Genomic DNA, 24,437 nt, shown 5'->3' on the forward strand with positions numbered 1-24,437 from the left:
ATGACCCATCCCCTGACCCTTCCTGTGCTCGGGCTTCTGATCTCGATAGTTGCCCTGCCCGCCTTGGCCGAGACTGCGCCCAAGCCCGGCAGCCATGATGCCCGCGTGACCTATGCGACCTATCAGGAAGGGCAGGTCTACCGGATCAACACGCGCCTCAGAAACGTGACCCTTGTCGAACTTGGCGAGGGCGAAAAGATCCAATCCATCGCCATCGGCGATCTCGAGAGCTTCAAGATCGACAAGCTGGAACGGGCGAACCTCTTCATCATCAAGCCCGTCGTCGCCGGTGCCACGACCAACTTGACGGTTGAGACGCAGCGCAACATCTATTTCCTGCAAGTGACGGAAGGTGGCCGTGGAGAACCGAACTATTCGGTAAAGTTCACCGTGCCGGGCAGCACGCGTGCTGCCACCGCCGGCAGCGAGATCCCTGCCTCGCTGCCCATGAGCTACAAGATCATGAAGAAGGGGCGCGCTCTGCCCGGCTTTGCACCTGTCTCAATCTCTGATGATGGCCGCAAAACCACCTTTGTCATCCCACCCGGCGCGCCGATGCCGACGATCTTCCGGGCCGATGCAAAGGGGCAAGAATACTCGGTCAATTCCTCTGTGCGCGGCACCACCATCACGGTCAGCACGCGCTCTGAACGTTGGGTTCTGCGCTATGGCGAAGAGTACGTCTGCGTCACGGCCGAGCCGGGGGTAAGCCAATGACCGACGAGACCCAAGCCGAAAAGCTGAACGCCCGCATGGCGCGCATGAAACCTTCCGAGGCCCCAAAGCGCCGCCGGGGCATAAACCCTTACGCGCTTTCTGCCGTCACGGCCGTGGCCGGTATCGGCGTCGGGGCCTGGCTAGTTCTGGCCGCACCCGATGCTCCTGCCCCAGCACCCGCCATCGAAACCGCATCGGTCAGCGATTTCCAGGGCGACGGGGCTGGAACTGATGGCTTCAGCGTCTCTCGGCCAAAGCCGCAGATCGTCCCGGCTGCACCTGAGACCTCGGAGGCAGAACGGTTGCAGGCCGAGATCGAGGCGCTCAATTCCCAGATCGCCGATCTGAAGGCCAACCCGGTGACCGTCACCGATGAGGCCGCACTCGCTGACCTCAAAGCGCAGGTTGCGGCCCTCGATGCCGAAGCGAAGACCCGGGCTGCAGCGCTGTCCGATCTCGAGCGCGAGAACATTCGGCTTCAGACCGAACTTGAGACCAAGGCGCTGATCGACGGCGATTCTGAGGCCGAGGCGGCTCGCGCCCGAGAGGAAGAACTGACCCGGCGCAGGCAGGAAGCCGAGATGCTCAATGAGGCGCAAATCAATTCCGACATGGTGGCCCTGCGCTCCAGCATGGATTTGGTCGGTGAGGCGGGCGCTGCGGCCCCTGCCCCGGGTGCGCCGGGACAGGCGGCCACGGGAGATGATGCGTTTCGCAGGGCTGGGGCCAAGGCGGCCGAGGTTCGGCAGGCGGAGGTCATCGCCGATCCCGCACATACCATAATGCAAGGCACCCTGATCGAGGCGGCCCTCGAGACCGCGATCAGCACAGATCTGGCTGGCCATGTCTCTGCCATCGTGAGCCATGATGTCTGGTCGTTTGATATGTCCCGCGTGCTGATCCCGCGCGGCTCGCGCCTGTTTGGACGGTATGATTCCGAGGTCGATGCCGGACAGCGGCGTGTGCTCATCGCCTGGGACCGGCTGGTCACCACAGATGGGCAGTCCGTCACCCTTGCTGCTTATGGCACGGACCGCATCGGGCGCTCGGGTCTGCCCGGGACCGTGCGGAACCACTTCCTCCAGCGTTTTGGCACCGCCGCGCTCATTTCCCTGATCGGGGCCGTCCCAACACTGGCAGCCGACAAATATGCGACCAATGAGGTGGCGTCGGACACCGCCGAAAACGTCGGCACCGATCTCGGTGAGGCGGTCAATACGGTGATGGCCGATTATCTCAGCATCCCACCGACGATCAGCGTCAACCAAGGCGCGGTCGTGATGATCCGCGTCGATGCGGATCTGGCGTTTTACTGATGAGCTATCTCGACACCTATCTCGGACAGCTCGACGCCGCCCTGTCAGACCCGGCCGTCATGGAACTGGCGATCAATGCCGATGGGTCGATCTGGCTGGAACGCGCGGGGCAGATTCACATGACCCCAAGCGGCCTTGCCGCGCTGCCGACAAGGGCGGTGCGTGATCTGGCTTCCCAGATTGCCAACTCGACGTCGAACACCTTCACGGAAGCTGCGCCGCTGGTCTCGGCGGCCGTGCGGTATCGCGACCTGATGCTGCGCTGTCAGGTGGTGGGCAGCCCTGCCGTCTCGGGCGGCACGGTGATTGGCATCCGGGTGTTTCGATCCCGGCCAGGAGATGTTCGGCGTGTGCCCAAATCTTTCAGCTTTCTGCGGGGTCAAGAAAACTCCCTGGAAGAGGAGCGCCGCGCGATGGTGGCTGCGATCCGCGCTGGATCAGAAGAGGCAGATGTCGAAGCCTTCCTCGGTAAGCTGGTCTCCGAGCGGCTGAATGTCATCGTCTCTGGCGGCACCTCGACCGGCAAGACTGAGCTTGGTCGAAAGCTTCTGGAAATGGTCGCCTCCGATGAGCGGATCGTCACGATCGAGGATTCTCTCGAGCTTCTGCCGGGCCAGCCCAATACCGTGAGCCTCATCGCGCAGCGCGAGGAGGGTTCACCCCGCTCTGCCGACAAGCTTTTGCAGGCAACGCTACGCTTGCGACCCGACCGGATCATCCTGGGCGAGTTGCGTGGGGCCGAGGCCGCAACCTTTCTGGACGCGATCAACACCGGGCATTCGGGCTCCTTCACCACGCTGCACGCCCATTCCGCGCGCAAGGCCATGGACCGGCTCGCGCTTCTCGTCATGGCACAGGGCACTAAGCTGAGTTTCGGCGAGGTCATCCGATACCTTCAGACCTCGATCGACGTAATCCTGCAGATGGGCCGCATCGGCGATCAGCGCGGGATCATGGAGATGTATTTCCCCGGCCTCGACGACTGAGGCCAGCGTGGCACCCGACAGCGCCCCCTCCTCATCCCTCTTTCAGGCTCTTTGCCAGCAGGTACTCCATGGAAAACGATATGAATGCAGGATCGGCGCGGCCGGAGACACAGCGCAGCGATGCGGAGCGCGCCGCCGCAGATCGCCCGAAAGAATACTTCTCCGTCCGTCTCACCCTGTCCGGGGCCGCGCAGGAATTCGAAGATCCGCGCCAGGCGGGAGAAGCCTTCTTCCGCGCTGATCCTGCCGAGCGACCTTCGGTGGCGCATATCGATGGCAACACCGCGCGCACCATGGCCCGGACAGAAATCCATGGGGCGCATGAGAGCGGCGAGACACGGTATTTCAAGAGCCTGCCGGATTCGCATGCACCGGATGCCGAGTTTCGGGCCGGGTTTCTGAACGCTATGGAGGCATCGCTGACGGAGCGGTTGGGCAAGGTCGAGTGGGGCAAAGATGGTCCGGCCGTGACCGAGCGGCTCGACACGGGGCTGAGGGATGATCTCGAGGCCTTCGCCCGTCGTGCACCTGAAAAGGCAGCGGCGCTTTGGGCCGATCACAGTGACGCGGTCCCGCCCGGGCCGACATTGCGCGCGGCGGTGCAAGCTCGGGAGGAAGTGGCGGCTCAAGAAGTGGCCACATATCAAGATGCCCCAGCTGAAAAGCCACCCATCATGGCAACGGGCGACTGGGTCACGACCGATACAAATGTCGAGTTGCGGCCCGTGGCGGTGGCAACCGACCGAGGGATTCATACGGGCTACGAGGCAAATCTGCCGGGAGGGGCGAGTGAGCCCACCGTCTCTGAGCGCACCTTCCCGAATTCCCGCGAGGCGCTGCGCCATGCCTATGATTTCTATGAAGGTGGTGAGGAAGGACTTGAACTGGCGGTGAAGCGAGCGGCGGAGATCAACCGCGAGTTGGTGGAAGAACCCGACCGCGCGCCGGAAGGGCTTGTCCTTGAGCATCGGCAACAGCCCGAGTTCGCTCGCCCCGAGACCGCGATCTATGCGGGCGAAGAGGCGCAGCTCGTCCTGACCCTTGGCCGGGACAATGAAAAAACCCGCGATCTGGCCGAGCGGCTCGTCGCCGACCCGGATTTTCGAAAGGTCGTGGCCGAGCATATCCCGGATGCTGAGGCCACGCTTGGCACCGGTCGCTTTGTCGACGGCGAAGGCTCCAGCGGCTTTCTGCCTGATGAGCTTCTGGCCGTCACCTCCTATGCCCGGGATGGTGGGGCTGAGGTTCTGGCGAAGTTTCCCGATGAAGGGCCGCTCAGTGAATCCTTGGCCAAGCATCTGGCGCAGAGCCCGGTGATCGCGGCCTATGTCGAAGAAGAACGGCAGCGGAGCGACTTTGCGGCAGACCCTGCGCGGGCAATCTCGGCCTGGTTGGCGCAATCTACCGCTCAGATCGACAGATTGCCTTCGGATCGACAAGACGACCTGCGATCCGAAATGCAGGTCATCGCTAAAGAGGCGGTTGCAGCCTTTGGGGTGGATCGGGAGCAGGCGGAAATCGAAACCCCGCCCCGTTCGACCCTCTACAGCACCACGATCAGCGCGAACACGTTGGCGATTGCCGGGACCGAGAAAGACTTCGACAAGAGCAGTGCCGAGATGCTGAGCGCTACTTTGAGCCTGCACGCGAACATCGTTGGGATCAACTTCAAAAAGCTTGAGACGCGTCTGGAAACGGGGGCCGCCAATGCCCGCGAGGAAGAGTCTTGGGTCAAGTCCGATATTGCCGATGTTGCCAAGCGGCATGGTTTTGATCTCGGCAGCGCCCAAGGTCGCAGTTCTGCGGCAGAACGGGTGGACCGGTTTTATGAACGGGCTGCTGAACTCATCCACTCCGCGCACAATCGCGCATTGGAGCGCGGTCCTGATCTGCTTGTAGGGGCTTTGGGAAAAATGGCAGCAGTCCATGCCAGCCAAGGATCCGTCGCCTTCCGAAATGAAAATCAAGCGCGGGACTTTGCGGAAGAGATGAAGGAACGCTACGGGGCGTCAGTTCTGAAGGATATCGCTGCAGGCCGGACGGAGGCACTGGCCAAGGACGTGCCGGATCCGGCCACTCGGGCGGCGATGGCCGTTGCCGTCGTTTCGGCTGCCAAAGAGCATCCCTCACTTGGCCTCAGCGCGCATGAAGCCGAGGCGGCGGAACGCAGAATGGTGGCGCAAGCGGCGGCGCGACCGCCGGAACACGCGCGGGCATATGCTCATGATCGCGCTCAGGACCGGGAGTTTTGATCATGCAACGCATCGCTCTCCTCCTTCCCCTTGGTCTCACCTCTGGCCTGCTGGTTGGTCTCATCGCCGGGGGCCTTGTCCTCAATCTGATCTTGGGGCGCGATCCGAATGCAACCGGCATCTTTGTCCTGATTGCCGAGTTCCCCGGTTTTGCCCGACTGACTTCCGTGCCATGGGTCCTGCCCTGGCAGATCGTCGGCGGATCGACCGTGCTCTTTACGATTGCGGCCGTCGCCCTGACCTTCCGCCAACAGCTCACCGAATACGGCCAGGCCAAGTTCCAGGGGCGCGCGGAGATGAAGGCCAATGGTCTTCTGCAGCCCATGGGCGCCGGAATGGTGTTTGGCAAACTTGGGGCACCGTCAAAGACCGCTCCTTATGTCAGCGCCACGTTTCAAAAGTTCCCGCATTGCCTTGTCGTGGCGCCCACACGGGCCGGTAAGGGTGTGGGATACGTGATCCCGAACACACTCCTCTTTAACGGCAGCATCGTCGTCCTCGACGTGAAGGGCGAGATTTTCGAGGCCACGTCCCGGCATCGGCAGGCCGAGGGCGATGCGGTCTATCGCTTCTCACCCTTCGATTTTGAGCACCCAACCCATCGCTACAACCCGCTCGAACGGGTCGCCCGCGTTGCCAATCTTGAGCAGCGTTACACGGAACTCGCCAAAATCTCGGACTACTTCTTGACGGTTTCCGACAAGGGCACTGCTGGCGACTTCCTGACCGAGGGGCGCGAACTCTTCGTCGCTGCCGGTCTTTTGGCCATTGAGCGGGGCAGGCCCACCATCGGTGAGATCAGCCGCATCCTCTTTGGTCGTGGTGCCACCCAGGAGGTTTACGGCGAGCATGCCGAGGAGGTCAAACACCCCAACGCGGCCCAGACCTTCCGCAAGTTCGCGGGCTATTCCGACCGGACGTTGTCCTCGCACGCCTCGGTCCTTGGTGGCGCGGGCATGACGCTCTGGAATAACCCGGCCGTCGACCGCGCGACCTCCGGCAATGACTTTTCCTTCGCCGATCTGCGCAAGCGCCCGATGTCGATCTATGTCGTGGTCAACGCCGATGACATTCGCACGCTGTCTCCCTTAGTGCGGCTGTTCTTCGGGGAGTTGATCGCAACCATGCGATCCACCCTCCCCGACCCGAAATCAGAGCCCTGGCCCGTCATGGTCATGCTGGATGAGTTTGACCAGCTTGGGCCAATGCCCATCGTTGAACAGGCGCTGAAGCAGCTCGCTGGCCATGGGGCGCGGGTGTCGATCATCACCCAGTCGATCCCCGGTCTCGACAACATCTATGGCGAGAATGTTCGCCTGTCGCTTGAGTCCGCCGCCGGCATGAAGCTCTACCTCGCGGCGAACGACAAGAAGACGGCGGGGGAGATTTCGGATGCGTTGGGCAAGACGACCAAGCTTTCAGTCTCTGACAGCGTTTCTCGGGATCGGGACTTCATGCAGCGGCGGTCAGTCAGTCGACGGATGGAGGAGCGGCCACTTCTGACCCCCGACGAGGTGCGGCGGTTGAACCCGGATCAGGCAATTCTCATCCCGGAACGGCAAAACCCGCTCTTGGTCCACCGGATCGTGTATTTCCGGGACCCGACGTTCAAGAAGCTGTTCGACGCCCAGAAAGGTGCACTGCCCTATCCGCCTAAGGAAGCTGCGGATGTGCAAGTCCTGACCCAACGGATGGAGGCGTTGGAACGGCGACTGGCCGAACGGATGGTGGTGGATTTCGTGCGGCCAGAGAAGGTGAAGGCTGAAGCACCGGTGGAGCCCGAGCCGAAACTGGCGGCCGAGATTGTGGCGCGGGAGGAGATCGCGCCAAAGGTCGAACTGGCAGCAGTCGATCCTGAGGTGCTCGTCACAGCGGATGAGGCCAAAGCCATCGCAGAGCCCGAGGTTGATCTCGCAGCCTTGAGACCTCCCGTGACAATCGCGGTTTCGAGAATGAGCAAGTTCTCCCACAACCTGGCAGACTTGGAGCTCTAGGGCCATCGGGAGATCAACTTCGGCCCATTACGAGATCTTGAGCTGAACGTTGATCTTGAGGATGCAGGCATTTTCCAGGTTCGGAGGTGATGGTTTTCCATGAAAATACTGGACCAAACGACCCCTGCCGTGCGAAGAAGGGCACCTTTTCCAATGCCCACGAGGATTTGCCATGCGACCCGGTCGCCGCACGCACTTGACCCTGACGCGACGCGCGCTCGGCACCCGGCTTGCTGGATTTGCCGCCGCTATCGGCTTTGGGCAAAGTGCTGCGACCAGCGTGGCAGCCCAACCAGCGTCTGCTTTGGATCCCGAACTGCGTGATGCAGCCCTCAGAGGACTCGCCTTGGCAAGCCATCGCGGTGATCCGGTGGCCGCAAAAGCTGCCGAGGCAACGCTCGCCCGACTGGCGGAAACCGATCCTGAAGCCGCGCTTCTCGGCCGCATCTACCAGTTGCTGGACGTGCGTCCCGCCGCCTATTGGCACGGCGACTTGCCTGAGGCGGCGTCAGTAGATCTTTCCGCGCTCCACGGGGCGCTCCGTGCCAGCCAGCCGGTGGCCTTCGGTTACACCGACCTTTCGGGGAAAGAGACGACGCGCACGGTCCTGCCCCTAGCTTTGGTGCATCCGCCCCAAGGGGTGAAGCTGCTGGCGTGGTGCGAGGAGCGAAGGGATTTTCGTCAGTTCTTCGTGCGCGCCATTCAAGGGCTGACGCTCAGGGAAGGTGATTTCAGCAGGGATCGGTTGGCACTTCTGCGAGGACTGCTGGACAAAGAGGCCGCTCGCGCCTGACTGGCTATGGAATTCTTAAGGCACGCGGACATTGCCGGCCATGTCTCAATCTGCGAATGATAGCTCCTGGTCGTCGTCGTTTCAGCAAGAACTTATTAAGTCTAGTCTAGGTATGGCTGTACTAAGCCTATCCGATACCAAGCTTTCGTCCAACATGGCCAATTACCGCATGCCGCTGTGGGACACTTTCGACGATGAAATGGATGCGAGACTCGGTCGGTGCAAGATCACAATGATCACTAAAAATCAGCTTCTTGCCTTCATTGTTCTCGAATTCGGCCAGTCCGCGCCGGGACCTACTCTCGGGTCGCACATTAAACGGGAACATTGGATACGAACCCTTTGTGACTTTCCAAACAGCAATAGCTTGGTCGATTCCACTCAGCTTGATCCAAACTTGTTCTAGCATCGGATCACCCGGAAGAATGGCATGTAGTTGGGCCCGCGTGCGCGGGATGAACACGAGATTAGGTAGAAGTTCAGCTCTGCGCTCCCAAAGCTCCGCACCATCAGCGAATGTTGGCATGATTGACGCACGAAGCACCTCTGCATGATTCGCGATTGCAGCGGGACAATCAGCATTGCGCGCAGTAACATTACTGGTGGTGATCTCATCGGCCGCATCAAATGTGGATAGATCAAGTTCAACAAAATGCCCGAGCCAGAAATCGTGGGTCGCTAAGCTCAGACCCAAGCCGTCAAAAAGGTGTGCAAATCCCAAACCTAGAGCAGTTTCGCCAGGGCTTACTGGAGCGACGGACCGCAATCTATACTCGCACAATGCAGGATCACGATTACTTTCCGCGCTTTCGGCTGCTGCCAGTGTTAGCGGTGCACGGTTATTGACAGTTTTAAGGTAAAGGCTTTCCTCGACACACTCGCCAGCATTGCGAATGGAAGCAATAGTAGCGCCTGCTCCAAGCGAAAAATTAGCGAGCGGCACATCGCTATTAAGGATAAGCGCCGGGTCGATACGGCGAGCCTCACGAACCGTCGAGACCAACTTCTGCAGATAGCCAACGGAGACCGCACGCGCGAGCTGTTCGTTTGGCGCCGACAATTCGTTGAGAAACAGCTGCAGTGGCATTTTTCTCAATCCAACAGTCTATCGAGGCTGCGTTCCCACTGATCGAAGAAGCCGATTGGCCAGTATGACAGGCGCCCATCGGATCCAAGTAGCGGCGTTTCGTAACCGCTGGGCTTGCCTCGCTGGCGTGAAAAGAAATGTAGCCGCGCGTGCTCAGGCGCAAGCAACCCGTCCTTAACACCCAACCGAATGCCATTGAGCACATGGTCGCTATGCGTCTCAACTATTACTTGAACTCCATTGGCGGCGGTTAGTGCTAGCAAACGTCCTATTGTAGATTGACCGCGCGGATGCAACTGCGCTTCGGGATTTTCAACGATGAGCAAAGTGCCTGGTTGAGCCGCGAGGCATGCGGTTACAACCGGGAGCGCATGGGTGAGGCCAAATCCTACGTTAGTTGGGCGCAAGACATCGCCATAGGCTGCACCCTCGCCGCGATAGGAGAAGACTAGCCGAACCAAGTCTGTCATCGGCACAGACGCAGGTTCTACCCGTACACCCGGGCTAAACTCTTGCATCCAAGCGTTGACCTGCGCGATTAAGCTAACCGCCTTAGGTTCGTCGGCACTGCGAACAATTTCAGCGGTTGCCATTTGCTCGCCGAACTCCAGCAGGAAATGTGCTGTGAACTCTCCGCGCGCGCCTAGGAAAAGCTGCTGGCGCACAGCATTCTGAGATTTGGGAAACGTCACCGCTGGAGTAATTCGATCCGCGCGTAGAAATTGGAAACCGTGGGCGAACAAATCGAGTAGAGGCAACGCACCTTTCTCAGGCATAGCAACGCAGGGCAACACGTCCGCGTCGGAGCTTGCTGGAGCACACCAACGATAAACTCTGTCCGATTCATCAACACGCTGGCCCAATTCGACTGTAATCTCTGGGGTCTCAAACCCTTGATAGAGTACGTCGCGTCCTGTGCCGAGCTCGACAAGATCACCATTCAGGGCAAGCGAGCCCTCCAGTAGAAAGCGGGCATCGAACGACTGACGCAGGAGGCCGAGTGCTTGTAGAATAGTGCTCTTGCCGCTACCATTGAGGCCCGAAAGGAGGGTAAGCGCACCAAGCTCAATTTCAACCTGCTCGAACGCCTTAAAATTCCTTAGACCGATATAATCAAGCATCTACAGCCACCATTGAGAGCATCTCGTGAATTGCCTTGAAGCGGCGATTGACCTTGCGGATGTCGCCCGTTCCTTGCGATATCGCGGCCTCAAACGATCGATCGAGGCAGAGTCTGATAAAACCCTCTCGGACTTGTTCACTACGCTGGACCAACGCTGCTTGCTCGGCCTCACTGAGGAGCGCAAGATTGACCGACAGCGCCTCGAATACCGCTTTGTTAATGGGGAGCCGCGCGGCGTCGCTAGAATAACGCTTACGAAATGAGTCGCGCCCGAAGATCAACGTTGCAGTGGTCATAGCACGCAAGAAGCGCTCATGCACATTTGCCAATTTGACATCGTCTGTCGCGTTGATAGCCTCCATCGCGGTGATCAAGAAGCCATCCATATCAGGCTGAAGATAGGTTTCAACACCAAGCATGTAGAAAGCAATAAAGCGAAGCACGAGTTCTCGATCATCCATCCGGATCGATCGAACACTTCTGTCCGTCGCCTCAAGGAACTCGTTACATTCCGCCCAGTTTTCCAGAAGACTGCGCGCCTTGCCTGGCGTGATCGCATGGCGCAACTCCTGCGCAGAGAGTGACATGCCGCCAGTGTTGATGCGAGCGAAAATGTTAAACTTGACTTCCGGTGGCGTCCCCTTTCGGATCAAGTGGATAATGAGTTCAGCCTCGCGCAACCGCATTTGAAGCCGCGAACTCAGACCATGGAAATCCTTCCCATCATAGGCGTGAAGAAACTCAAGGCTAGAAAGGATGAGCGGCTGTCCACCAACTATCTCAGGTTTGATGAACCTAGCGATCGTCGACAGCCTCTGTATGCCGTCAACAATTTCCCAACGCTCGTCATCGTCTTCCGCAGCATAAAGCACCGGCAAGGGGATCCTTAGCAAAAGCGACTCAATGAGACGGCTCTGACGCTTAGTGTCCCAAACCCCCCAACGCCGTTGAAAATCGGGCTGGAGATCGATCATGCCCGAGGCGGTGCGCGATAGGAGCAAATCAACTGTCATCGACCGCGTAACGACATCGATATCGTCGGGATCGAATGGCTCGGCTATACGCTCGCTTTCCTCAGCGGGTACTTCCTGTTCTACACCAGTTTTTTGCCCCAGCATATCGAGCTGCTCTTCGACTGCTTTATTGCTCAGCATTCGCAACCCTCAAAGCTATCATTGTCGCACTGACATAGTGGAACGGACCTTCAATGACCACCACCTTCATACGTTCTATCGACATGAGCTCGTTGAGCCAAGTCCGACGCGATGCCGCGTCGTTGTCAAGCCACTCCCCGCTCAACGCATGTGCACTCCCTGTGTCTGTACGAGCGACCGATCAGCTCGTCTCCTGTGATATCTGAGCTGCACGACCGTTGGTCAGCTTTCGGCCCTTTTCGGCGTTGGAAGTTTTCTCATCAGCCAATATTTCGCTCCTGCCGTAGTGCGACCAGAGCAGCAAACTCCTCAACGTCAGCGCCAGTCAGTTCGGCAGTCAAAAGCTCCAGAAGGCGCCGGTCCTCCTTGGTCATGCCCTTCTTTGACCAAGCCGTCCGAAACTTGCGCACTGCATCCGAAAACCCGCTCCACCATTCCGCCTGCCCCTTCTTCGAGCGGCCGGATATCGCGGCGACGAGTTGATCAGGGACAGAGGCAACATCCGAGACCGTCTGAGCGCGCATCATGAGAAGGTCCATGAACCGCTGGAATTGCGACGGGTTGATCCGTGACAAGACCGGCTCCAGAACTGCAGGCAACCATTGGTTTGGCATGATCATCTGCGGCGCGATCACGACGGCGGTCATGTAGCCGTCAAGCCAGTCCACCGAAAGGTCGGTGCCCCGCAGCAGGGCTGCGACTTCGCCCTTCTTTTCGGGGGTGGGTGCTTCCTGCGCCAGTTCTTCAAACGTCAGGCCTGGATCAAAGTCCGGATCATCACGGACCCAGGCTTCAATGGTCTGTTCATGCACATCATGCATGACCGGGATCTTCTTCAGATCACGACCGTCCAGTAGGGCCATGGCACAGGCGGCAAAGCCTGCCGCGTCCGGGTGGTGGGCCGTCTCCAGAACATCCGCAGAGCGTGCCAGAATGCGTGCCCACCAATCGCGTCGCGTCTCCAGCCATTTCCAAAGTGCCGTCTCTGCAGATTTCGCGCTGCGCGCCTTGTCGAGAACGGAATGGGCTGCATCGCTGTCTTCGAACCAGCTTTCGATTGTCTCGTGCCGATCCCACCATTCCTCGCTGGCGGTAATCAGATCCCCGTGCTGTCGCGGCGGAAGCGCTTGCACGGCTCGCGTTGAGTCAAGATCAGCAATGAGGTCCGGTGTCGATTGCACCTCCGGCCGCAAACCGGCAAAACCACATAGACGGACAACCTCGATCAGCCCCGGAACGGGCGGCTGTCCATGGGTCAGACCATCTGCCAGCGCAATTGAAACGGCACGCCGCACAAAATCTCCGGTCACCGTCAAAGCGCCGACCTCTCCGATCATGCGCTCAACGATGGATTTCTGGTCCCGCGCTGTTCGACAGGTTATGGTGTATGCGTCCTTCACACCCTGCCCCTGTTTCAGGAGCAGCATCGCCATTTTGCGCTGCGTACCGGATTGTAGCGCAATGCCGATGCTCTGAGCCCCTCCGCCATCGGGCAAGGACGCGCGGATGCTGTGCATCGTCCACGGCACCTGATCTGTCGAAGGTGCGACGCTCTTACGCATCGCCGCTTTGAGAATGGTGTCCACCCTTGCACGCGCCGCATCGTCGGGCATCCAGCTGCGCAGGACGACCAGTGACGCGAGAATTCGCCCAGGCAGTTCAGCACTTGCAAGGCGATTGGCGAGGCCTTGTGCTGCTGTGAGGCGAATGTGCAGTGCCGGGTCAAGCAACCAGTAACAGGCCAGATCTGCATGAATGGCATCACTTCGGCTGACCGAATAGGCAACGACATGATCACGCATTTCAGACGGCATGGCTGGGAAGCTCTCGGTCAGCGCGTGATGCAGAGCAAGTGGTTCGCCCTCCGCCTGCTGGATAAGTTCGGCAAAGAGTCCTTCCAGCAGAACATCACCTTCAGCAGAATTGGACGCGCGCCGACCAGCAGCAGGAACGACCTCTTCGGCCTGAAGTGCGAGAGCAGCCGGCGCGGGCAAGCCATTTCGGGTCCAAAGCTTCGCAAAGAGCAAACTATGCGCGGATGTCATCCGGCCCTGTCCGCGTGCTAGTTCAAGCGCCGCTTCGACTGCATCGATAAGCGCTTGGCCACGTACTTTGCCGTTTTCACGGGCGATGCGGGCAGCATCAAGTCCTGCTCCTAGAAGGTCGAGCAAACCCTCGTCGCGTGGGCTTGGCTCTGCGATGGCGCAAATTCGTGCAACGATCTGACCGCCCAGAGCCGGTCGATGCAGTAGATCCAAGCCGAGACGTTCAAGAACCTCCGGGCGCGCCCCGAAACCGTCATTGCCTGCGGCTTTCAGAGCGGCCAATGCCTCATCGATCCTGCTCTTCGCCATTGTTCACCATCCTGGACTGCGTGACTTGTGGGGCCAACCTACCAATGCCATTCTTACTTGTCAGGAAGTCACGGCATGATTGCCGCCCCAAAAACTTGAGCAGTTCAGCTAAACAGCATGCCCTCGTGCCGAACCCTTGGTGGCGCTGGATAGTGCCTGATGCAAGCATCCGTCAGCCCGACGTCGGCACTCACACCTGTTTCGTCCTCGTTTTGATCGCGGAAGCAACTTGCAGTGAGATGACGAGCCGAGCGATAATGGTTGCATGTATAGATATTTGAGCCGTTTCAGACTTCGTCGTGCCGATCTCACTGGCATTCCCCTATTGGCGGCAATCGGGATCGGTTTTCTTTTCCTTGAGAGCGGGATGGCTCGAGCCGAGGAAGCACCCATCCTTGAGGCACGTGTCAGCAAGATTCTAGACTGAGACACCTTCACGCTAAGTGGCGAGTCGCGACGAATTCGCGTCTGGTGCCTCGATGCGCCGGAATGGAACCACCAGGGCGGCTCAACCGCCACCTCGACCTTGCACAGCTTGATATCCGGCAAGCAACTGCGTTGCGCAGTTCTGGACGTTGATCGATATGGACGCCTGGTTGCCCAATGTGTTCAGCCCAACGGCCGTGACATCGCGGCAGAGATGATCCGTTCCGGCGCTGCCACCGAATACTGCCGATATTCCGGCGGCTACTACGGCACGTGCTAAAATCCTTAGCGCGACCCTGACAAGGGCGTTGAGCGCAATCACCGCTCCCAATCATGCTCGCCCCGAGCAGGAGTTGACGCGAGCAGCCGCTCAGCCTGCCGAGCCTCCTTCAGCGTCAGCCCGAACGCCACATGCGACTTTGCCGCGGAAACAACCGCCCGCGCGATCCACTTCCGCTGGTCTGCATCCTCGAAATCACCAGCTAGCGCATACGTCCGCCCGCTGGCGAGCTCCGCCACAACCCCTTTGCCATACCGCTGCCGCAGCTCATCGGCGAACCGCTCAGCATGGGCATCTCCCCGGAACTCAACCTTTCCATCCGCCTGCATGATGCGGCCCATCGACCCGAGGGCCCGCAGCAAACGATCATTCTCGGGCACGACCTCAAGCGCCCGGGCCTGCTCAATCAGTTTGGCGGCCGCGTCGTAGAAACCTTCCAGATCAACGACGACCTTCCGGCTTTGATCCGGATTCCGAAGATCAGCACGCCGCCGCCCCGACAGGGTTGCCAAGTCACTGCGCACCCAGTCGCGCTCTTCCCAGGCATTGGCAGCACCGGTCGCCAACCGTTCAGCCATTCGGTCACCGCTGAGGCCAAGCGCCACAGCTTTGCCGACGATCTCTGTTTTCAGCCGGTCTGCGGCCCCACGCTGCAGTTCAGCGGTCTCCCTGCCCTGCGTCAGCCGGTCACCCTCAAGACCCGTCGCGTAAAGCTTGGTCTGCGGCAGCATCTGCAGCAGCTGCGCGCCGCGGGCGTCGCCCAAGCCCTTGGCGATATCGATGGCATAGCCATAAAGCTCGTCCCGCATGTCCTTGCGCTCGGCGAAAGGCATCTTCCGGATCTTGCCCTCCGCCTCTGCCATCCATCCGCTGAAATGCCGATCCAGATCGGCGCGCTCCGCCGTCGCGACATCGCCCGGAAACGGCTGCAACACCCCGCCCCGCCGCAGGGCTTCTTCTGCCTTGGCAATCTTCTCACCAATCTCCGGCAGACCCGTCAGCGCTGCGACATGGCTCAGACTGCGCATGGCATCCGCCGTGCGTGCCATCGTCGCCAACGCATCCTCCAGCGCCTTGCCCTCACGCGGCCGTTCCTCGGGCGCACGACCCTCAGCCCGCGCCCGCTCAATCTCTGCCCGCGACGGCCCATAGGTCAGCAACCCACGCTCGGCGCGCGAAGTGGCATCCAGAAACACCCCCTCCTCGGCCGCAATTGCCACCATGCGCGCCTTCATGACATCCAGATTGAAGACATGCTCCTTGGCCATGAAGAACCAGCTGTCATTCACCGTGCCCCGGTTGTTGACGACCATGTGGACATGCGGGTGGGCCTTGTCGGTATGCAGGGCTGCGACATAAAACCAAACGTCATCCTGATGCTCGCCCGACTGGAACATCTCGAAAGCCCAGGCCTCAGCAATCAGCTTGGCCTTCTCTGGCCGCACATGGGACGGGAAGCTCATCAGGAGATGGGTGGTGTGACCGTTCTTCGGTGATCCCCGCCAGTCCTCGACCCAGTCGCCGACGATGTCGTTGCGCTCGTCCTTGGTCAGCCCTTTGGCGTCGGCATCTAGCACGACACCGTTGCCGAAGATCGAGGCCGACTTTGAGAACAAGTAGTCCATCTGCGCCGCCAACTCCCTTGCGTTCGCCGTCCCGCCCTTTCCGATCTTCTTCAGCACCGCCGCGTTCGATCCCAGCGAAAACCGCCACAATTGGCTGGCCTGGGTCGAGAAACTGAACCCACGCTTGGGCGAAGATGAGCCGCCCGCCTTCACCCTGCCCTGTTGCGGCCGCAGGAAGTTGATCTCCCCGAGAACAGCCTCGGCAACCCCGATGGGGCGCGACCCAAGCTTAACCATGGCGCGCACCCTCCTGAGCTTCGACAAATTTCCGGAACAGCGCCACGCCCTGCCGACGACGCTCCGCGATGATCTGGCTCAACACCTTCGCCACCATTGGCAGCGACCGCCGCAACTCATCCACCGAAGCCCATTGCGCCTTGACCATCGGTGCCCTGCCCCGGTTTGCAGCCAGAGCAATCTGGTTCACGTTGGTTCCGATCTTGCCCAACTCGTAGCGGATTTCTTCCAGCTTGGCACTGTCCTCCCGACTGAACTCGAGGAAACCGGAGGCCATCCGCACTACCGACCGCACCCCGTCCGAGCGGGATTTCGCGCCAAGCTGGGTGCAAAGCGCATCGAAGGCCTGGAGCTCTCCATCAGGCAAGCGGCAGCTCACGACCTGGCCCTTGTCCTCCGACCGGGGCCGGCCGCGCCCAGCCCTTTGCTGCACTGCAGAATCAGCAACTTCATTGCCAATACCCGCCAAAACCTTGAATCCCGACTTAAGTCTAGTTTCGCGAGGATCTGATTTTACCGCCAACTTCTGCCACCGATTATTTGTAGACACATCGCATTTCCTGCCACTCTTCCTACCCCTTCCTTCACCTCCCCTTCAAGTACAATCTAAGCGCGATTTATACTCTTGCAGATTGTGCTGACCTTGGGTAACTCCCCCGCCACCGAATGCGTTTCGCTGATCGCGCAACACACAAGGTGAGACAGGGACCGTGCATCCCCAGCCACGTGGCCAGAGGTGCGTTTTTCCTGAGAATTTGGGCCTAAAGCCTTGTTTTGTTTACCGTGCGGACTCTGTCGTTCAGTGTTCAGGGTTCGGAGAGAGGAAGTGTGGGATGCGTCTTGTGGCATCAGGGATGTGTGTTCGGGGTTACGCCTTGTGATACACGCATTGCGCGATCAGATAAAAGACATACGCATCCAGTAATCAGACAAAAGATTAAAGAGATAGGCCTTGCGCAATACGATTTGCGTGAGCTGGTTTCTGATATCCGCAGTCGGTGTTCAGATTAAAGAGATGTGAGTTAGAATAAAAGATTTACGCGTTCCGCATTGTGAGAAACGCACTCGGAGAAGTGAGGAAGGTGGTATGGGTTACGGGATACGTGTTGTGCTGGTGATGAACCGCAAGGGGGGATCGGGCAAGAGCACCCTCTGTCGCGCCTTGGCTTCTGCTGCGGCTGCACGGGGCGAGACGGTGACGATCTTCGACACCGATGCCTCAAAATCCTGCCTCACGTGGATGCAGGCGGGAAAGGAGGCCGGCAACTGGTCCCCTTTGGTTGAGGTGATCCACACGCTCGACGCCCTCCGGGTGGCAGAAGCAATCGGGCAGATCTATGAACAGCCCGATCAAGAGCACCTCATCCTGATCGACACCTTCGGCGGCGGATCTGAAGCGCAAGACGTTCTGGCGGTCGCAGCTCACCGGATCATCTGCCCGATGATGTTGTCGCGCGGTGATCTCAGCGAGACGCTGGAAACGGCCAACTGGTACCTCAAGCTGCGCGGCCGGGTGGAAAAGCCGGGCGAGCTTGCAGGGTTTTCTGTGTTGCTCAACCGTGTGCCTGTGCGGGTGTCAGAGACCGAGCGGGCGGTGGCTGAAGAGCTGTTCCAGTCCTTGCCTGCCCTTGAGATCTATCTTGGTAGCCGCGCCGCTTATGTTCGGATGGACAGAGAAGGGCTTCTCGGGGTGATCGCGGACAAGACGCCAAACCGGGCGCTTGCTGCACATGTCCAGAGTGCCGTGAAGGAGGCAGCGGACCTTCTGGAGGAAATCGACCAGCTGATCCTCAATCCGGCGGAGATCGCATGATGGCGCAGCGCAAGGACATGATGCGGATCATCCGGCAGGACATAGGGTTTTCGGCCAAGCTGGGTTTTGGTGGGAATCTGGGTGCGAGTGATGTTGCTGGTCGGGCAATCCCGGTGCCGCCGACATCGGTTGATGCATTGACCGAGACAGACCCTTCGTCACCCGCGATTGCGGCGGCGGCGGCGGCGACGCCAGGTGGCGACGCAGGCGAGGTCAGCATCAGACCCTTTGGGTCCAAAGAAGAGTCCCGGGACGAGAAGAAGGTTTTCAATACCCAGAGGGCTTCGGATGGTAAGGCGGCTGGTCTTGCAACTGGGTCAGTTGCGCGCGGGCATGTTGTCCATGTCTCATTGTCGCTGACCACCCGTCAGGCAAGGCTGGCAGAAGAGTGGGCCACGGCTGCGCGTTGCACCGTCCAGTTTTTGATCCGTCGCGTTGCCCAGAGTCTGCGCGATCAGGTCTTCGACGATTGGGAACGGGATGGGATGCCGGAGGTCGAAGAGTGCCGCGGCGCACGGGGCAAGCATCCGACCAGCGTGACCTTGACCTTGCGCCCGCAGTTCGCAGCTGACCTCGCGAAAATCCATGACCCGCTTGGCATTCTTGGATTGGCGCGCGCCATGGGCCCCGCCTACCGCGCCCGGTTCCAGGAGGCTTTCGACGTGGCACTGGCCAAGGCAAAAATTCAGACAACAAACGAGGGAGACGAACAATGACCAGCACAGAAGCCCCTGCCCTCAAGCGGACCATCCCGCCGTCTGAATTTGACATCGGCACACCCGTCGAATGGATGGTCGATCCGGATCATCGCGCGAGGATCCTCGGGGTGACCTATGAGTTCAGCCAAACAGGCGAACGCAAGACCGTCTGGTACACGCCTAACAAGCGGCGCGCAAAGAAGGCATTGGTCTTGTCTGAGTTGACCCAAACGTGAATTGGGTTGGCGCGGCGCAGCTTATCCGCCGTCTTTATGCGGGCTGGCTTCTGCGCCCGCCCGCTGGCGAAACGAAGAGACCCGGCGGCTTGCGCCACCGGGTCGGATCTCCGGGGTCTCAGCCCGCGAACTGATCCTCGCGGTCGACCAGTTCAGGGTCTTCGCCTTCACCAGCCTTCGGGCGGCTCAGGAAGTCGACCTTCTCCGCGATGATCTCGCAGCCGTAGCGGTCGACCCCGGCGGCATCGGTCCACTTGGTGTAGTGGATGCGGCCGTGGACCATCACCTTCATGCCCTTTTCGCAGTTATCGGCGACCGTCTTGCCGAGACCGTTGAAGCAGGTGATGCGGTGCCATTCGGTGTCCATCATGCGGTAGCCGTTCTCGTCGCGCTGGACCCGGCCTTCGGACAGGCGCGGGCGCGAGGTGGCGAGGGTGAAGTTGGTGATCTTGGTCCCGCCTTGCGTGGTGCGGACTTCCGGGGACTGACCGATGTTGCCGGCGAGGATGACGATGTTCTGCATTTGAAGCTCCTGTATCTGGCTGAAGGGACCATCCCTTCGACAAGACCCGAAAGAAGCCTGTCGGCTGAGGCTTGCACGGTGGCCCTTTCGCCACCGGAAACCCCCGAAGGCGGGGGTGGTGCGGGCTGGGAGCGGCACGCGACCAACACGGCCCGGGCCTGAGCGGGGTTGCGAGCCAGAGGCTGAACAGGCTTAGGGGATTGTCAGTCGAAGGGAGGTGCCTGAGCTGGGATCACAGGAAGCGGCAGGGCAGAACGATGACACCCTTCCCCCGGCGATGTCAGACCCGGAAGGCCAAGAGCCCGGAAAGAGAGAAACCAGATCAACACCGACCAAGCCGAATGCACCGCCAATCCGATGGGTAGAGGTGGGTCCTGCGCGACAGGCAGGCCGCCAGGATGGGCAGACCAAAGCACCGGCCCGCGAAACCGGTGAGGCCGTGTCGCTTGCTGCGATCTGGAGGGCATATTGGTGATGGTGGTTCCGGTTCGCCCTGACGCCATGTGCCGATGTCCCGACTGTGACCGTAGGGTTGCAAAGAGTGTAGGGGATGGTCGATACCCCTGCCCGGCTGGAAAGAAGGTGATGCGCGTTCATCAGGACATCGAACCACAGGAGCAGATCGAAGGGCCTAGCGACAACATGAATGGCCGACTGCCGGCGCGAGATGACGGGTCGCGGCACGTTGATTTGCTCGGCGTGGCTATTGGTCAAATCAAGGACGATGATATCTATCGCTCATGCTAGGGCCATGCACTGAGTTATAGAAACCAGTTCTATTGCTCATTGCCCTGACCTTCAGACAAATCGACCAAGCGCGGCCTGCTACCGCTGATAGCCCCGCCGCTGCTTATGAGCGGCAAGCCGCATCAGCGAAGTGATCGCCCTGCCCTCGTCCTCATGGCTCTCGATCAGGGATTGGCCACGTGCGCCAATTCTTCCCCATTCACGAATGAGACAGGCACGACCGAACAAGTCGCGCTGAACGCTCAATCGGTAGTAACGCCGCATGTTAAGGGCCAAGTCGATACGACGCAGATCCAGCGTCGTCGGGAAGATTTCTAGCTGGACACCTGAATCAAACATGTAGTGATCATACCGACCATCACCACCATATCAAGTGCAGAACGCGCGCCCACACGGTGTTCCAAGGCAAACCTAAAGGGTGTCATCCCCTCGAGGGAAACGTCACCACATTCGTAGCTATCGTCCGATGTTGAAAATCCAGCCCTGCAGCCCAAAGCGGTGACCTGCGCCAGAGCATTTCCTCGATGCCGCCACCACCCGTCCGGACTAGCAGCCCCACCCATTCAAGTGGCATCGCGACTGCGCTGAACAACCCGCCCGCCGGACCACGCCATCCACCGCCTGCACTGGGGCCATAGAGGAAGTTCGCCAGTTCAGGCAGCGTAAAGCCATCCTGCGGCATCCGGTTGATTGCTTGCAACCACAATTCCAAGTCTCCGCCAGGCGCCTCACCCGTGCGCATGCCTTCGGAATGGTCAAACCGAAACAAAAACGCTGGCGCGATGGTGACAAAGGCCGCCTCTGGGTCTGCCACAAGTGTCATGCCCGGCTTTGTTAGCCGCCAGCCACCACCCATTTTGCGCCCAAGGCGCAAGGATGTGAGGAGGACGCGCAAATACTCCAAAGGCGGGACATCGTATTCATCGAGCACCTTGTTGACAGAATACAGCTTTTCGGCAGTCCAGTTCGGGAAATTCATACGCCGCACGACCCAATCAATGCAGTGCCGGTTCCACGCACCTAATTTGGTCAGTCTGATTTCACTATGCTCAACCTGATACGCCGCGATGGTCTGAAACGCGCGCAGCATCGGCGCACTTGTTTGCACCAAGTCGACTCCAGGATGCGGTCGAAAATTGATAGAGTTGGTCATGGGGCAGCCATTGAAGTGGACGACAAGGGAAGCGACATCTTCGGCAGTTTGCGATTTGCTGGACCGTTGCGGCGGCAAGCCATTAAAGTCCAGCTCAAATCAGGTTTTCATACTCGCGCAGAAAGTCGGCTGTTTGCAACAATCCCTGCCCTTCCAGTTTCAGGACCAGTGCGGAAACCGTATACTTCGGATCTTTCAACCGTGCGCGCATGTCGCGCAGCGCGCCAATTGCAACGGCGTGATCCAAATCCATTGCGTTGGTAATGAAGTCGTCGGGCGACATGACTTCGATGCCCCAACGATCAAGTACGTCCTGCGGGAAATCTTTGAGGTTGTCAGTTACTAGAGTATCGCAGCGAGCAGCTATGGCCGCAGCCAGTACATGTTCATCATCGGGATCGGGCAGCGAACCAAACAGGTTCGCACTTTCGCTCGGTGAAACGATCGCTTCTGGAAATGCCCTTTCGATGGCGCGGCGCTGACGCCCAGGATCAGCCGTGCCTTTTGAGATCGCCAAGATCGCCTTCTCGGTCTCGTCCAGAATGCGCGCGGACCAGTAGGGTCGAAACAAGCCAGCCTCGGCCAAACTCAAAATAATGTTCCGCTTGAGGCCACCCCCAAGGACGCAAGCATCGATGATAGCCGCGTATCGGTTCATCGGGCCGCTCAAATCAGGTCGCCCTCCGCGTCCAGCCCCGCAAGTTCGGACAGGGCATTGGATCGGGCCTGGTCGCGTTCGGTCATGTAGGCGAAAAGATCCTCTGCCCGGACACGACGATGGCGACCAACCATTGTGAACGGGATGTCGCCCTTTTCGAGCAACTTGATCAGGAAGGGCCGGGAGACATTCAGCATATCTGCCGCTTCTTGCGTCGTGAGCTCAGCTTCGACCGGGATCATGCGAAACCCGCGGCCAGTTGAAATCAGGCGCAGAATATCCAGCAAGGTATCGGTGAGCGCCGGCATAAGCGTGATGTTGCGCGTCTCGCCGCCATCGACGGCGAGCGAGAGGTCGACTGGTTGGCCCTCGGTCACCTGCGAAGCGATGATGTGACGAAGTTGATCTGCGTTGTTGATCTCGACCTTCGTGGGTAACCGGTTCGAGAACCGCTCCTTGTGCAATGCCGCCATTTTGCCCTCCTGCATCGCCGTTCGGCGTCCATCTAGAGATGGGTGTGCCATGCAATCGAAGCAAGCGCAATATTCGAATTATTCGAAACGGCCAGTGTCCAGCACTCAATTATGCTCGGGCACTCCCAACCCGGCCGAGATCACAGGGCAAATCATTCCTGATCAGAGCTCTAACTTCGGGCCAACCACTCTAATTGGCAAAGTCTTGTCTGCAACAATGCCCCGCTTGTGTCCACGAACTCGGACGACCTTGCCACTGGAGTAGCGCCGCTCATGCTCGCTCACCCAGTGTTCGGTCGGTGTCGCGCGGCCGGAAGCCCGGGCCGCTTCGAATTGACGCCGTGCTTCGCGCTCAACGAGGTGCCGTTCGCCGGATGGTCCGATGCGGATGGTAAGATGGGACCGGAGCGTCTCCGTCATCCAAGTCTTGCCGAACTTTCGGGCGGTCTTCGTCTGCTCCGGCGAAAGACTTGGTGTTTCTTCGGACAGAAGATCATCCTCGCGCGCGGCTAAGGCTGCGAACATCATGAAGCCGATCACCAACTCATAGCTGACGTGCCCTTTGTGTTCTTCGAGCAAAGCCTGCACGTCTTTGACATGCTCATCCGTGTCGCCTCGGGCATGCGCCACCAAGACGTTCATCTGGGGTTGCCAAACTGCGTCGGTGAACTCCGGGCGACCACTCGACTTTCTGAGAACAAGAGTTGCCAGCGGCTCTATGAAACTGCGGTCCATCATACCGTTAAAGAGCCGTACGGTCATTGCGCCGTCCGACCGGTTGTCGAACAAGAAGCCTCGTTGGGAGAAGTGCCGCAGGTCAAGACGCGCCATCGTGGTCAGACCCCTGGCAACGCGGTCCACCCAGAGTTGTCGGGCGTCATATTCAACCCAGACAAGTTCGCGCGGAAAATCTACCTCGCGGACATAGGCTTCGATCTCTGACTCTTGTCGAGTCTCCCAAGGCATGCCCTGTACATCCATGCGCAAGCTGTCGAGATAGTTTGCGGCGCGATGATCGAGCAGATAAATGCGAGCCCCGCCGAGCTCGCTAAGGATTGCCCGGCGATTGACCCGGGTTTCTTCGGTAGGAACGTTGCGGCCAACGAGATCAAATTCATTGCCGGGCCGCCCAGTCTCGAGGAAGCGCCCAAACTGCAAAGCAATCGTCTTATAGAGGATCATGTTTGGTCCTAAAGCAGGTACGGGTAGGCGGGCGTATTTTTCAGGCCCTACTTGCCGCCGCGAATTGTTCCATCGCCGCCTCAAGATTTTCCATGATTTCAGACATCAGAACATCGGGTTCCGGCAGATTGTCGAGGTCGGTCATCGTCGCGTCCTTGAGCCAGAAGAGATCAAGGCTAGCCTTGTCGCGCTGTAGCAGTTCGTCCCGCGAAAAGGCGCGCCAGCGGCCATCGGGCGTCTCTTCCGACCATGTCGCCTTGCGATCATGTCTGGCAGCAGGATTGTAGCAGGCTACGAAATCTTCCAGATGCGACTCGGATAGTGGCTTTTGTTTCAGGGTGTGATGAACGTTCGTGCGGTAATCGTAGAACCAGACTTGCCCGGTCTGCGGGTCGGGGCTAGCGGGCCGGTTGTCGAAAAAGATCACATTGGCCTTCACGCCCTGAGCATAAAAGATGCCCGTTGGCAGTCGAAGGATCGTATCCCACATTCTCCAAGTAAGTCGCTGATTTCGCTGTCGTAATCGTGATATTTCGCATATAAATCATGGCGTTGACGGCTGCGAGGGGCGCGTTTCATGGATCACCTGGAGGGTGCGGGCTTGGCGCGG

The 24,437-nt window shown here is 59.5% G+C and carries 23 protein-coding genes; 10 read left to right on the forward strand and 13 right to left on the reverse strand.

From position 1 onward, the window contains the following. From FOA17_RS01410 to FOA17_RS01435, 6 genes are all read left to right on the forward strand, one after another. Positions 1 to 717 (forward strand): TrbG/VirB9 family P-type conjugative transfer protein, encoded by a 717-nt coding sequence (locus FOA17_RS01410; protein ID WP_149139727.1) that lies wholly within the window; start codon positions 1 to 3, stop codon positions 715 to 717. Continuing rightward, positions 714 to 2,033, forward strand: coding sequence for a TraB/TrbI/VirB10 family type IV secretion system protein (locus tag FOA17_RS01415; protein WP_149139728.1), 1,320 nt, complete (start codon positions 714 to 716; stop codon positions 2,031 to 2,033). Before FOA17_RS01410 ends, FOA17_RS01415 begins: the two co-directional genes overlap by 4 nt. After that, complete coding sequence (locus tag FOA17_RS01420; RefSeq protein WP_149139729.1) at positions 2,033 to 3,019, forward strand: ATPase, T2SS/T4P/T4SS family; 987 nt, start codon at positions 2,033 to 2,035, stop codon at positions 3,017 to 3,019. The genes FOA17_RS01415 and FOA17_RS01420 overlap by 1 nt, the downstream gene beginning before the upstream one ends. A gap of 68 nt (positions 3,020 to 3,087) precedes the next feature. Then, the gene (locus FOA17_RS01425; RefSeq protein ID WP_149139730.1) at positions 3,088 to 5,271 is read left to right on the forward strand and encodes a hypothetical protein; all 2,184 of its coding nucleotides are present in this window, start codon (positions 3,088 to 3,090) and stop codon (positions 5,269 to 5,271) included. Between the two features lie 2 nt (positions 5,272 to 5,273). Continuing rightward, on the forward strand, positions 5,274 to 7,265 hold the full coding sequence (locus tag FOA17_RS01430; RefSeq protein WP_149139731.1) for a type IV secretory system conjugative DNA transfer family protein: 1,992 nt from the start codon (positions 5,274 to 5,276) through the stop codon (positions 7,263 to 7,265). A 196-nt stretch (positions 7,266 to 7,461) separates the two neighbouring features. Next, a complete protein-coding gene (locus tag FOA17_RS01435) occupies positions 7,462 to 8,058 on the forward strand; it encodes a WYL domain-containing protein (protein WP_203232247.1) in 597 nt (198 codons plus the stop codon). Between the two features lie 127 nt (positions 8,059 to 8,185). Here FOA17_RS01435 and FOA17_RS01440 read toward each other — a convergent pair whose 3' ends face one another. The 4 genes from FOA17_RS01440 to FOA17_RS01455 all read right to left on the reverse strand — a co-directional run bounded on the left by FOA17_RS01440 (position 8,186) and on the right by FOA17_RS01455 (position 13,776). Further along, positions 8,186 to 9,145 carry a hypothetical protein gene (locus FOA17_RS01440; RefSeq protein ID WP_149139733.1) on the reverse strand — a complete coding sequence of 320 codons (960 nt, stop codon included), beginning with the start codon at positions 9,143 to 9,145 and terminating at the stop codon, positions 8,186 to 8,188. A 5-nt stretch (positions 9,146 to 9,150) separates the two neighbouring features. Further along, positions 9,151 to 10,266: a DUF3696 domain-containing protein gene (locus FOA17_RS01445; protein WP_149139734.1), complete on the reverse strand. Its 1,116-nt coding sequence runs from the start codon at positions 10,264 to 10,266 to the stop codon at positions 9,151 to 9,153. Continuing rightward, entirely contained in the window at positions 10,259 to 11,422 is a 1,164-nt protein-coding gene (locus tag FOA17_RS01450) for a DUF262 domain-containing protein (RefSeq protein WP_149139735.1), read from the reverse strand. The genes FOA17_RS01445 and FOA17_RS01450 overlap by 8 nt, the downstream gene beginning before the upstream one ends. Before the next feature lie 260 nt (positions 11,423 to 11,682). After that, positions 11,683 to 13,776, reverse strand: coding sequence for a UPF0149 family protein (locus FOA17_RS01455; protein ID WP_149139736.1), 2,094 nt, complete (start codon positions 13,774 to 13,776; stop codon positions 11,683 to 11,685). Between the two features lie 460 nt (positions 13,777 to 14,236). Between FOA17_RS01455 and FOA17_RS20385 the strand changes: the two genes are divergently transcribed. After that, positions 14,237 to 14,482 carry a thermonuclease family protein gene (locus FOA17_RS20385; RefSeq protein WP_149139745.1) on the forward strand — a complete coding sequence of 82 codons (246 nt, stop codon included), beginning with the start codon at positions 14,237 to 14,239 and terminating at the stop codon, positions 14,480 to 14,482. Positions 14,483 to 14,520: 38 nt separating this feature from the next. Here the strand turns inward: FOA17_RS20385 and FOA17_RS01465 are convergent, their stop codons facing one another. Together FOA17_RS01465 and mobC are read right to left on the reverse strand one after the other, a co-directional pair. Then, complete coding sequence (locus tag FOA17_RS01465) at positions 14,521 to 16,344, reverse strand: relaxase/mobilization nuclease domain-containing protein (protein WP_149139737.1); 1,824 nt, start codon at positions 16,342 to 16,344, stop codon at positions 14,521 to 14,523. After that, positions 16,337 to 16,723, reverse strand: a complete 387-nt coding sequence (gene mobC, locus FOA17_RS01470; RefSeq protein ID WP_149139738.1) for a plasmid mobilization relaxosome protein MobC — start codon at positions 16,721 to 16,723, stop codon at positions 16,337 to 16,339. Before mobC ends, FOA17_RS01465 begins: the two co-directional genes overlap by 8 nt. A gap of 708 nt (positions 16,724 to 17,431) precedes the next feature. On the opposite strand from mobC, the gene FOA17_RS01475 reads away from it, so the two are divergent. The 3 genes from FOA17_RS01475 to FOA17_RS01485 are packed head-to-tail and all read left to right on the forward strand — an operon-like array spanning position 17,432 to position 19,091. Beyond that, positions 17,432 to 18,157 (forward strand): nucleotide-binding protein, encoded by a 726-nt coding sequence (locus tag FOA17_RS01475; protein ID WP_108437596.1) that lies wholly within the window; start codon positions 17,432 to 17,434, stop codon positions 18,155 to 18,157. Then, positions 18,157 to 18,873 carry a hypothetical protein gene (locus FOA17_RS01480; protein WP_149139739.1) on the forward strand — a complete coding sequence of 239 codons (717 nt, stop codon included), beginning with the start codon at positions 18,157 to 18,159 and terminating at the stop codon, positions 18,871 to 18,873. Before FOA17_RS01475 ends, FOA17_RS01480 begins: the two co-directional genes overlap by 1 nt. Continuing rightward, the gene (locus FOA17_RS01485) at positions 18,870 to 19,091 is read left to right on the forward strand and encodes a hypothetical protein (RefSeq protein ID WP_108437598.1); all 222 of its coding nucleotides are present in this window, start codon (positions 18,870 to 18,872) and stop codon (positions 19,089 to 19,091) included. Before FOA17_RS01480 ends, FOA17_RS01485 begins: the two co-directional genes overlap by 4 nt. A 118-nt stretch (positions 19,092 to 19,209) precedes the next feature. Here FOA17_RS01485 and FOA17_RS01490 read toward each other — a convergent pair whose 3' ends face one another. From FOA17_RS01490 to FOA17_RS01520, 7 genes are all read right to left on the reverse strand, one after another. After that, positions 19,210 to 19,614: a single-stranded DNA-binding protein gene (locus FOA17_RS01490; protein WP_149139740.1), complete on the reverse strand. Its 405-nt coding sequence runs from the start codon at positions 19,612 to 19,614 to the stop codon at positions 19,210 to 19,212. An 825-nt stretch (positions 19,615 to 20,439) separates the two neighbouring features. After that, positions 20,440 to 20,700: a WGR domain-containing protein gene (locus FOA17_RS01495; RefSeq protein WP_108437599.1), complete on the reverse strand. Its 261-nt coding sequence runs from the start codon at positions 20,698 to 20,700 to the stop codon at positions 20,440 to 20,442. 82 nt (positions 20,701 to 20,782) lie between these two features. Next, positions 20,783 to 21,514: a hypothetical protein gene (locus FOA17_RS01500; protein WP_149139741.1), complete on the reverse strand. Its 732-nt coding sequence runs from the start codon at positions 21,512 to 21,514 to the stop codon at positions 20,783 to 20,785. Between the two features lie 94 nt (positions 21,515 to 21,608). Further along, on the reverse strand, positions 21,609 to 22,172 hold the full coding sequence (locus tag FOA17_RS01505) for a PIN domain-containing protein (RefSeq protein ID WP_174213681.1): 564 nt from the start codon (positions 22,170 to 22,172) through the stop codon (positions 21,609 to 21,611). Positions 22,173 to 22,180: 8 nt separating this feature from the next. Continuing rightward, on the reverse strand, positions 22,181 to 22,660 hold the full coding sequence (locus FOA17_RS01510) for a helix-turn-helix domain-containing protein (RefSeq protein WP_230426606.1): 480 nt from the start codon (positions 22,658 to 22,660) through the stop codon (positions 22,181 to 22,183). A gap of 147 nt (positions 22,661 to 22,807) precedes the next feature. After that, complete coding sequence (locus FOA17_RS01515; RefSeq protein WP_149139742.1) at positions 22,808 to 23,827, reverse strand: hypothetical protein; 1,020 nt, start codon at positions 23,825 to 23,827, stop codon at positions 22,808 to 22,810. Positions 23,828 to 23,867: 40 nt separating this feature from the next. After that, positions 23,868 to 24,317: an N-6 DNA methylase gene (locus FOA17_RS01520; protein WP_149139743.1), complete on the reverse strand. Its 450-nt coding sequence runs from the start codon at positions 24,315 to 24,317 to the stop codon at positions 23,868 to 23,870. Between the last annotated feature and the right edge of the window lie 120 nt (positions 24,318 to 24,437).

Origin of the sequence: Gemmobacter caeruleus, assembly GCF_008271655.1 — a bacterium.
Taxonomy (GTDB): Bacteria; Pseudomonadota; Alphaproteobacteria; order Rhodobacterales; family Rhodobacteraceae; genus Gemmobacter; species Gemmobacter caeruleus.

Bases quoted from the DNA above. Each gene is read 5' to 3' on its own strand.
- FOA17_RS01410 (WP_149139727.1), top strand. From the start codon at position 1: ATGACCCATCCCCTGACCCTTCCTGTGCTCGGGCTTCTGATCTCGATA.
- FOA17_RS01415 (WP_149139728.1), top strand. From the start codon at position 714: ATGACCGACGAGACCCAAGCCGAAAAGCTGAACGCCCGCATGGCGCGC.
- FOA17_RS01420 (WP_149139729.1), top strand. From the start codon at position 2,033: ATGAGCTATCTCGACACCTATCTCGGACAGCTCGACGCCGCCCTGTCA.
- FOA17_RS01425 (WP_149139730.1), top strand. From the start codon at position 3,088: ATGGAAAACGATATGAATGCAGGATCGGCGCGGCCGGAGACACAGCGC.
- FOA17_RS01430 (WP_149139731.1), top strand. From the start codon at position 5,274: ATGCAACGCATCGCTCTCCTCCTTCCCCTTGGTCTCACCTCTGGCCTG.
- FOA17_RS01440 (WP_149139733.1), bottom strand. From the start codon at position 9,145: ATGCCACTGCAGCTGTTTCTCAACGAATTGTCGGCGCCAAACGAACAG.
- FOA17_RS01445 (WP_149139734.1), bottom strand. From the start codon at position 10,266: ATGCTTGATTATATCGGTCTAAGGAATTTTAAGGCGTTCGAGCAGGTT.
- FOA17_RS01450 (WP_149139735.1), bottom strand. From the start codon at position 11,422: ATGCTGAGCAATAAAGCAGTCGAAGAGCAGCTCGATATGCTGGGGCAA.
- FOA17_RS01455 (WP_149139736.1), bottom strand. From the start codon at position 13,776: ATGGCGAAGAGCAGGATCGATGAGGCATTGGCCGCTCTGAAAGCCGCA.
- FOA17_RS01465 (WP_149139737.1), bottom strand. From the start codon at position 16,344: ATGGTTAAGCTTGGGTCGCGCCCCATCGGGGTTGCCGAGGCTGTTCTC.
- FOA17_RS01475 (WP_108437596.1), top strand. From the start codon at position 17,432: ATGGGTTACGGGATACGTGTTGTGCTGGTGATGAACCGCAAGGGGGGA.
- FOA17_RS01480 (WP_149139739.1), top strand. From the start codon at position 18,157: ATGGCGCAGCGCAAGGACATGATGCGGATCATCCGGCAGGACATAGGG.
- FOA17_RS01485 (WP_108437598.1), top strand. From the start codon at position 18,870: ATGACCAGCACAGAAGCCCCTGCCCTCAAGCGGACCATCCCGCCGTCT.
- FOA17_RS01490 (WP_149139740.1), bottom strand. From the start codon at position 19,614: ATGCAGAACATCGTCATCCTCGCCGGCAACATCGGTCAGTCCCCGGAA.
- FOA17_RS01495 (WP_108437599.1), bottom strand. From the start codon at position 20,700: ATGTTTGATTCAGGTGTCCAGCTAGAAATCTTCCCGACGACGCTGGAT.
- FOA17_RS01500 (WP_149139741.1), bottom strand. From the start codon at position 21,514: ATGACCAACTCTATCAATTTTCGACCGCATCCTGGAGTCGACTTGGTG.
- FOA17_RS01505 (WP_174213681.1), bottom strand. From the start codon at position 22,172: ATGAACCGATACGCGGCTATCATCGATGCTTGCGTCCTTGGGGGTGGC.
- FOA17_RS01510 (WP_230426606.1), bottom strand. From the start codon at position 22,660: ATGCAGGAGGGCAAAATGGCGGCATTGCACAAGGAGCGGTTCTCGAAC.
- FOA17_RS01515 (WP_149139742.1), bottom strand. From the start codon at position 23,827: ATGATCCTCTATAAGACGATTGCTTTGCAGTTTGGGCGCTTCCTCGAG.
- FOA17_RS01520 (WP_149139743.1), bottom strand. From the start codon at position 24,317: ATGTGGGATACGATCCTTCGACTGCCAACGGGCATCTTTTATGCTCAG.